Below are 6950 nucleotides of genomic sequence, written 5' to 3'. Positions count from 1 at the left end.
GCCGCCGCACCGCTGGTCGAGCCGCACCGCTGGTCGAGCCGCACCGCTGGTCGAGCTTGTCGAGACCACCCCACCGCTGGTCGAGCCCTACCGCTGGTCGAGCCTGTCGAGACCACCGAGCGGGCGGAAAGTGGTCTCGACTCGGGTGCTCGCTCCGCTCGCGCCCGCTCGACCAGCGGGGAAATCTCGCCTGTCGAGACCCGCTGGTCGAGCTCCCCACCGCTGATCGAGCCGCCCCTCCGCTGGTCGAGCTTGTCGAGACCACCAGTCGCAGCGGGAAGTGGTCTCGACTCGGGTGCTCGCTACGCTCGCGCCCGCTCGACCAGCGGAGAAGGCTTCGCTGCTCGGGCCGCGCCCCCCGCTGGTCGAGCCTGTCGCGACCTACCGCCTGCGCGGGGCCACGGCCGCGACGATCTTGTCAGCGGGACCCGCCAGGAAGAGCACCACCAGCCACCAGCTCCCCCACTGCGGCACCAGCAGCGACCCGACGAGCGCCACGACGAGCGCAATCACCGTGCCGACATCGGGAGCACTCGCCACCCACTCGTCGACGTCTTCGCCAATCGCCAACAGCTCCCGATGCCTCCTACCCCACTCGCTTATCGCCACCAGGCTCGACACCGACACCAGGAGCACCGCGATGTAGAACGCCGTACCCCACTTCAACGTCGGACCACTGATAAGCGAGGTGGCGAAGGGCAGCACGACGATCGTGAACAGCCACACCATGTGCAGGTTGAACAGCACCTTGTCGTAGGCGTCGAAGTACTCGATCATGCGATGGTGATTGCGCCACAGCACCCAGATCACGAAAAAGCTGATGAGAAATCCGAGTAGCTCACTGGAGTGGTCACGAAAAACCGCGACCACCGTCGTATCGCTCCCGATCTCCTTACCGATCTCGGCGAGAGGCAAGACCAACAGCGTGAGCGCAATGGCAACCACCGCATCGGCGAACGAGATCAATCGTCGAAAACCCTCAGCGGTACGTCGCCCTTCGGGTGCTGCCATGCCCCGACTCTAGAACGCCGCGGCGACCTCCGCCTCCGTGAATCCGTAATCCGAGAGGGCATACCGATGTTGGGGCCGACGTGCGCCCGACGCGCTCTCGGCATCAAGGGCGACCATCGCGGCGCGCGCCGGTTCCGAGATGTCGGTGCCCAGCGCCGCATACACGCGTTCGACGGTCCCGAGCGGGTCTGCCCGCAGGTCGTCGAAGTCGACGTCGAGGAACTGCGCCTCGTCGTATTGCGCACGCGCCTGCGAGAATTGGCGCAATCCACGTGACCAGAGGTCGAGTTGTGTACGTCCGATCGTGTCGCCGACGAAGACAGTCGACCACCCCGGAGTGGCGTGTTCGGCGAGACTGCACATCGACGCGATGCTCGTCTCCGGCGCGCGATGCGTCTGGATCACCAGCGCGTCGGGATACACCGCCATCAGCGCGTCGAGGGCGAAGAGATGACTCGGGTTCTTCAGCACCCATCGTTTCCCGCGATCGTTCGAGCCGATCATCTGAAGATTTCGACGATGCCGCGCGTAGGCCGGTGTCCAGTCCTGCTCAGCGAGCCACCTCGAGTACGTCGGCACGTAGGCGAGCGATTCGTACGAGATCGACATGATGCTCTGCCGCAACAACTGCCAGCACTCCTCGACCTCACTGGCGTCGAGATAGTGCAGACCCATGAATTCCGGATTCTCGACGTGGTGTTGCGCGATACCCGCGTCGATCTGCTGATAGACCGGATTGGACGCCCACTGCTCGCGCGGCGGCCGCGGCTGCGGAAACTCGGTCAGCCACATCTCGAGTCCCTGGTGCGCGGGGTCGGCGGCGAGCAGTCGATGCAGGGCGGTGGTCCCGGTGCGGGGCAGCCCGGTCACGAAGATCGGACGGGTGATCTCGACGTCGGCGTACGACGGGGTGGCCCGCCACGACGCTTCGCTCATCAGTCGAGCGATCAACGCCCCCTTGAGGAAGTATCGAAACATCTTGCTACCGAGCTCGGTGAGGCCCGCTTCGTTCGCGTACGAATCGAGTAGCACGCCGAGCGGCTCGAGGTATGCGTCGTCGCCGAAGTCATCGAGACCCGTTGTCCGCATAGCCGATTCGTGCAGATCGTCGATCGTACCGACGTTGCGCCTGCCGACTGACTCAGTCATGGTATTCCCCACAGTTCACGTCGAGGGTGTGACCGGTGATCGCACTGGCCGCATCGGAGGCGAGAAATACGACGGCGTCAGCGATCTCGTCCGGCTCCGGCAGACGCTTGAGGTCGGAGCGCGCGGCGGTCTGCGCGTAGACGTCGTCCTCGCTGATGCCGTACTTCTTGGCGACCTCGCCGAAGTACCACTTCAGCTGATCGTCCCAGATATAGCCTGGCGCAACGGAGTTCACCCGTATCCGCTTGTCACCCAATTCCGTGGCCAACGTCTGCGACATGGCGAGCAGCGCCGCCTTCGCCAACTTGTAACTGCCATAGCGCGGTTCGGAGTGTCGGATGACCATCGAGTTGATGTTGACTATCGCGCTCGTCGCTCGCGGCGAAGGAGATTCCGACGCCGCGTCGGCAAGCGCGGCGGTGAAGGCTTTCACGACGCGCAGCGTCCCGAGTACGGTCAGCTCGATACTCGCGTTGATCTGCTCGAAGTCAGTGCGGGCCAACGGCTTCATAGACGGAACCGCGAAGGCATTGTTCACGACGACGTCGACCCGTCCGAACTCGGCAAGAGTGGCAGCGACCAACTGGTCGACCGCGTCGTCGTCGGTGATGTCGGTGGGGACGACAAGCGAGCGACCGCCGGCAGCGTCTACCTCCGCGGAGATCTCCTTGAGCCGCGACTCGGTTCGCGCGGCGAGCACCACGCGAGCGCCGTGTGCTGCCGCGCGCAGACAGATTGATCGGCCGAGTCCCGGCCCAACCCCGGACACGACGACCACCTTGTCGTCGAGCAGCCCCGCACGCGCCATCTCGGTCATCCCAGCATTCTCTCTGCAAAGCCGCGCTGGCGGAGGGCAATTCGCGCAGCCCAGCCCGCGGGGTCGAGCCTGTTGTCGTCGAGGTAGGGCAGATGATCGGCGATGTCGCCCGCGTCGACGACCTGTGCCGTCGGCCCCTGTTCCGGCGGGATCGGCACATCTGTTCGCTGCCATCGGAATTGCATGATCCCGACCTCGTGACCGGTGGTCTCGATCCAGTTGGCGACGCCGGGATTGTCGTGTGCGAGCACCAATCGGATCATGCCGTCGCGGTCGACCTGCGCCTGCGCGGAGTTCAGGCTGGTCTGGTGGTTGACGTAGTCGAGCGAGATGTACCACATGCTGCCGAGCTGAAAACCCTGATACGGCGCAGCAGATTTCGGAACCGTGATGATCATGGCCTCACCGGGCAGCAGTCTGAAATGCCCGACGGAAGAATACTGCGTCGACAATCCACCGGGGGTGAGCCGCGGCGGCGTGAAGGTGTTGACCGGCTCGTCGAGGTAGAACCACTTCGGAAAGTTGAACCAGGTATTCAGCCGTGCCAGGAGCATCTTGCCCGCGGTGGCGTACCGTCGCTGCACCCGCGCGAGGTCGAGGTCGGCGGGGGCGCTGCCCACCGTGTCGACCCGCTCGATGGCGATCTCTCCCCTACGCTGCGACCAGTCGGAATACACCTCACGCACCGCGAGCATCGACGCTCCGTCGCCGAGGGCGAAGTAGTCGTCGCGCGCAGATGCAGCGGACAGATCCGGCCCGAAGGTGATCTCGAACGTCCCGTGGGAGTTGATCGGAATCCGCCGGTCGTCGAAGGCGTCGTCACCGCCGGGCACTTCGCTTGGTGTGTAGTCGCCGCGGAGTACCTGGAAGCTCAGATCCGTTGTGCTGCCGCGTCGTCCCCAGACCCGATACGTTGCGTTCGGCTCGATGTCTGCGTGGAGGTAGAGGGTGTCCGGGTTGTCGAGGCCAATCTTGGTGGTCGGTCCCGTTGAGGTCACGAACCCGGGATGGGTTCGACTGCGCGCTCGCGCCAATTGCAGTGTCGCCGCGATGCTTCCGGCCAGGTAGTCGAATCCCTCTGCGAGATCGGCCTCCGTGAGTGCGAAGTCGGCATTGGCGATCAATGTCTGCGCCTGTGTGATGGCGTCGGTGAAGGGACCGGTGACGTCGACTGTTCGCGAGATGGGGGTCGTCGTCACAGCCACGTGTCTCCTCCGGTCCATGTCAGGAAGTTGTCTAGCTCGGCCTGCGCTGGGGTGACCCGCGGATGCTCGGTCGAGAGATAGCCACCCCGGTAGAAGAGAAGCGGCTTGTCCTGCAACACTTCTCCGAGTGTCAGCACCCGACCGATCACGATGTGGTGGTCGCCGCCGTCGTCGACGCGTTCGACGGAACACTCGACCCACGTCAAACCGTGTCTGATGACGGGGAGTCCTGCAGGCGACGGGTCCCAGGCGATTCCCGCGAACTTGTCGTCGCCCGGTGCACCGAACGCCGCACTGACATCCTGCTGCCGGTTGGAGAGGATGTTGACGCAGAAGCTCCCGTTCTCCTCGATCACCCGCCAGGTCCGCGACGTCTTCTGCGGGCAGAAGAGCACGAGCGGCGGATCGAGCGAGAGCGCCGCGAACGACTGACAGGCGAACCCCGACGGCGCCCCGTCAGCGGTGAGCGTGGTGATGACCGTGACGCCGGTACAGAACTGCCCCATCGCGGTGCGGAACTGACGTGTGTCGAAATCACTTGACCCGTACGGTGTCGCAGCCATCTGGGCGCTCGCCCTCCCGTTCACTGGTTCTTGAATCCGACGGTGAAGTCGTGTCCCCACAAGCTCACCGCGGTACTCTCCCTCGCCACCCACTCGCCGTCGTCGACCTGCCGTCCCTCACAGCCGAATTCGACGTCGAATCCGCCGGGCGTCTTCATGTAGAACGAGAGCATCAGGTCGTTGACGTGGCGTCCGAGAGATGCCGACATCGGCACCTTTCGACGCAGCGCCCTGTCGAGGCAGAGCCCGACGTCGTCGGACTCACCGACCTCGACCATGAGGTGCACGATGCCCGTCGCGTTCGGCATGGGCAGGAACGCGAGCGAATGGTGTCTCGGGTTGCATCCGAGGAAGCGCAGCCACGGAACCTCGTCGCCCTCTTCGCGACCCACCGCCTGCGGTGGGAGTCGCATCGAGTCACGCAGCTTGAAGCCGAGGACATCGCGATAGAAGGCCAGTGCTGCTTTGTCGTCGTCGCAGGTGAGTACGACGTGGCCGAGTCCCTGGTCGCCGGTGACGAACGAGTGCCCGTACGGGCTGACGACGCGCCGATGTTCCAGTGCCGCACCGTGAAATACCTCGAGGGTATTGCCCGCCGGGTCGTCGAAGATGATCATCTCGTCGACCCGACGGTCGAGGCGTTCCTCGTCCTTGCCCTCGCGGAAGATCACGCCCGCGGATGCGAGACGGTCCCGAACATCCTGCAGCGCTTGCGCATTCGGACATTCCCAGCCGGTGCTGCCGAGATGGTCGCGGTCGGACGGCACGATGACTAGTCGCGCGGGAAAATCGTCCATGCGCAGATAGAGGGCATCGGGCGTTGCACCCTTGCCCTCGATCATGCCGAGGACCTTGAGTCCGTATTCGCGCCACGCGGCCATGTCGGTGGCCTCGATGCGCATGTAGCCGAGGGAACTGATGGGGCTGTCGCTCATCGTTTCAGGTGCTCCACTCAGACCATCGTGTCGCCGACGGGAATCCCGAACTCCCCGTTGCCGAATGCGACGTAGGCCCGCTCGGGGTCGTTGGCGGCGTGGACGCGACCCGCGTGGGCATCGCGCCAGAATCGCTGGATGGGCGTGCCGTTCTCGAGGGCGTGTGCACCCGAGTTCTCGAACAGCGTGTCGATCGAGGCGATCGCCCGCCCGGTGGCCCGTACCTGGTCGCGACGTGCGGCGAGCCGCAGTTCCATCGGCACTTCCTCGCCGCGCAAGATGTAGTTGTATTCGTCGGCGAGATTGCCCGACAACTGTCGCCACGCCGCGTCGATATCGCTTGCCGCACCGGCGATCCGGACCTTCGCGAACGGATCGTCCTTGGCCTTCTCTCCCGCATAGGCCGCACGTACACGCTTGCCCTGATGTTCGACATGCGCGGCGTACGCCCCGTATGCCATACCGACGATCGGCGTCGAGATGGTGCTGGGATGAATTGTGCCCCAGGGCATCTTGTACACCGGAGCGGTGTTGCGCTCGAGCCCTGGCGCCTGACCCATCCCCATCGTGCGGTAACTGAGCATGCGATGCCGTGGCACGAAGACGTCCTTGACCTCGATCGTGTTCGAGCCGGTGCCCCGCAGCCCCACCACGTTCCAGACGTCCTTGATGTTGTAGTCCTCGCGCGGAATCAGGAAGCTGACGAAGTCGACGGGCTTGCCGTCCTTGATGACCGGACCACCGACGAACACCCAGTCGGCGATGCCACTACCCGACGACCACGCCCACGACCCGTTCACGACGTACCCGCCGTCGACAACCTGGCCGGCACCCATCGGGGCATACGACGACGAGATGCGCACCGACGGATCGGAGCCCCAGACGTCTTCCTGCGCCTGCTGATCGAACAGTGCGAGGTGCCAGTTGTGGACGCCGATGATGCCCGAGACCCACCCGGTCGATCCACATGCACTGCCGATCCTGCGCACTGCCTCGTAGAACGTGACCGGGTCGGCCTCGTATCCACCCCACTGCGACGGCTGCAGGAGCTTGAAGAAGCCCGCGTCGTCGAGGCTGGACACCGTTTCGTCGGGGATCTGGCGGAGGTCCTCGGTCTGCTGCGCCCGCTGCTCGATCTCGGGCAGCAGCGCGTTGATCTTCTCGAGCACCTGTGCAGCTGCGTCTGCCCGGTCGGCGCTCGTCTGCGCGTCCGGCGCCACCGATTGAAGTGCTGACGGCTCATGTGCTGGCATCTGGCCCGGCTCCTACC

7 protein-coding genes are annotated in these 6950 nt (G+C 64.8%); all 7 read right to left on the bottom strand.

Annotated features, from left to right (window positions below; genetic code table 11):
- Positions 1-381: 381 nt before the first annotated feature.
- From A5785_RS20835 to hsaA, 7 genes are read right to left on the bottom strand one after another with little or no spacing between them, the layout of a single operon-like run.
- Positions 382-1011 carry a TMEM175 family protein gene (locus tag A5785_RS20835; RefSeq protein WP_049697737.1) on the bottom strand — a complete coding sequence of 210 codons (630 nt, stop codon included), beginning with the start codon at positions 1009-1011 and terminating at the stop codon, positions 382-384.
- Positions 1012-1020: 9 nt separating this feature from the next.
- The gene (locus tag A5785_RS20830) at positions 1021-2160 is read right to left on the bottom strand and encodes a sulfotransferase family protein (RefSeq protein WP_064869012.1); all 1140 of its coding nucleotides are present in this window, start codon (positions 2158-2160) and stop codon (positions 1021-1023) included.
- Entirely contained in the window at positions 2153-2977 is an 825-nt protein-coding gene (locus A5785_RS20825) for an SDR family oxidoreductase (protein WP_049697736.1), read from the bottom strand. Before A5785_RS20825 ends, A5785_RS20830 begins: the two co-directional genes overlap by 8 nt.
- Positions 2974-4200, bottom strand: coding sequence for a hypothetical protein (locus A5785_RS20820; RefSeq protein ID WP_082938030.1), 1227 nt, complete (start codon positions 4198-4200; stop codon positions 2974-2976). The genes A5785_RS20825 and A5785_RS20820 overlap by 4 nt, the downstream gene beginning before the upstream one ends.
- A complete protein-coding gene (hsaB, locus tag A5785_RS20815; protein ID WP_049697734.1) occupies positions 4173-4745 on the bottom strand; it encodes a 3-hydroxy-9,10-secoandrosta-1,3,5(10)-triene-9,17-dione monooxygenase reductase subunit in 573 nt (190 codons plus the stop codon). The genes A5785_RS20820 and hsaB overlap by 28 nt, the downstream gene beginning before the upstream one ends.
- A gap of 20 nt (positions 4746-4765) precedes the next feature.
- The gene (hsaC, locus tag A5785_RS20810) at positions 4766-5680 is read right to left on the bottom strand and encodes an iron-dependent extradiol dioxygenase HsaC (RefSeq protein ID WP_049697733.1); all 915 of its coding nucleotides are present in this window, start codon (positions 5678-5680) and stop codon (positions 4766-4768) included.
- A gap of 17 nt (positions 5681-5697) precedes the next feature.
- Positions 5698-6933 (bottom strand): 3-hydroxy-9,10-secoandrosta-1,3,5(10)-triene-9,17-dione monooxygenase oxygenase subunit, encoded by a 1236-nt coding sequence (gene hsaA, locus A5785_RS20805; protein WP_049697732.1) that lies wholly within the window; start codon positions 6931-6933, stop codon positions 5698-5700.
- Positions 6934-6950: the final 17 nt, after the last annotated feature.

The sequence above is a fragment of the Gordonia sp. 852002-50395_SCH5434458 genome, assembly GCF_001665905.1.
Lineage (GTDB): Bacteria > Actinomycetota > Actinomycetes > Mycobacteriales > Mycobacteriaceae > Gordonia > Gordonia jacobaea.
Note: the sequence above shows the minus strand (reverse complement) of the source record. Positions and strands in the feature narration are given on the sequence as shown.

Coding starts and splice junctions, on each gene's coding strand:
- A5785_RS20835 (WP_049697737.1), bottom strand. CDS start 1,011: ATGGCAGCACCCGAAGGGCGACGTACCGCTGAGGGTTTTCGACGATTG.
- A5785_RS20825 (WP_049697736.1), bottom strand. CDS start 2,977: ATGACCGAGATGGCGCGTGCGGGGCTGCTCGACGACAAGGTGGTCGTC.
- A5785_RS20820 (WP_082938030.1), bottom strand. CDS start 4,200: ATGGACCGGAGGAGACACGTGGCTGTGACGACGACCCCCATCTCGCGA.
- hsaC (WP_049697733.1), bottom strand. CDS start 5,680: ATGAGCGACAGCCCCATCAGTTCCCTCGGCTACATGCGCATCGAGGCC.
- A5785_RS20830 (WP_064869012.1), bottom strand. CDS start 2,160: ATGACTGAGTCAGTCGGCAGGCGCAACGTCGGTACGATCGACGATCTG.
- hsaB (WP_049697734.1), bottom strand. CDS start 4,745: ATGGCTGCGACACCGTACGGGTCAAGTGATTTCGACACACGTCAGTTC.
- hsaA (WP_049697732.1), bottom strand. CDS start 6,933: ATGCCAGCACATGAGCCGTCAGCACTTCAATCGGTGGCGCCGGACGCG.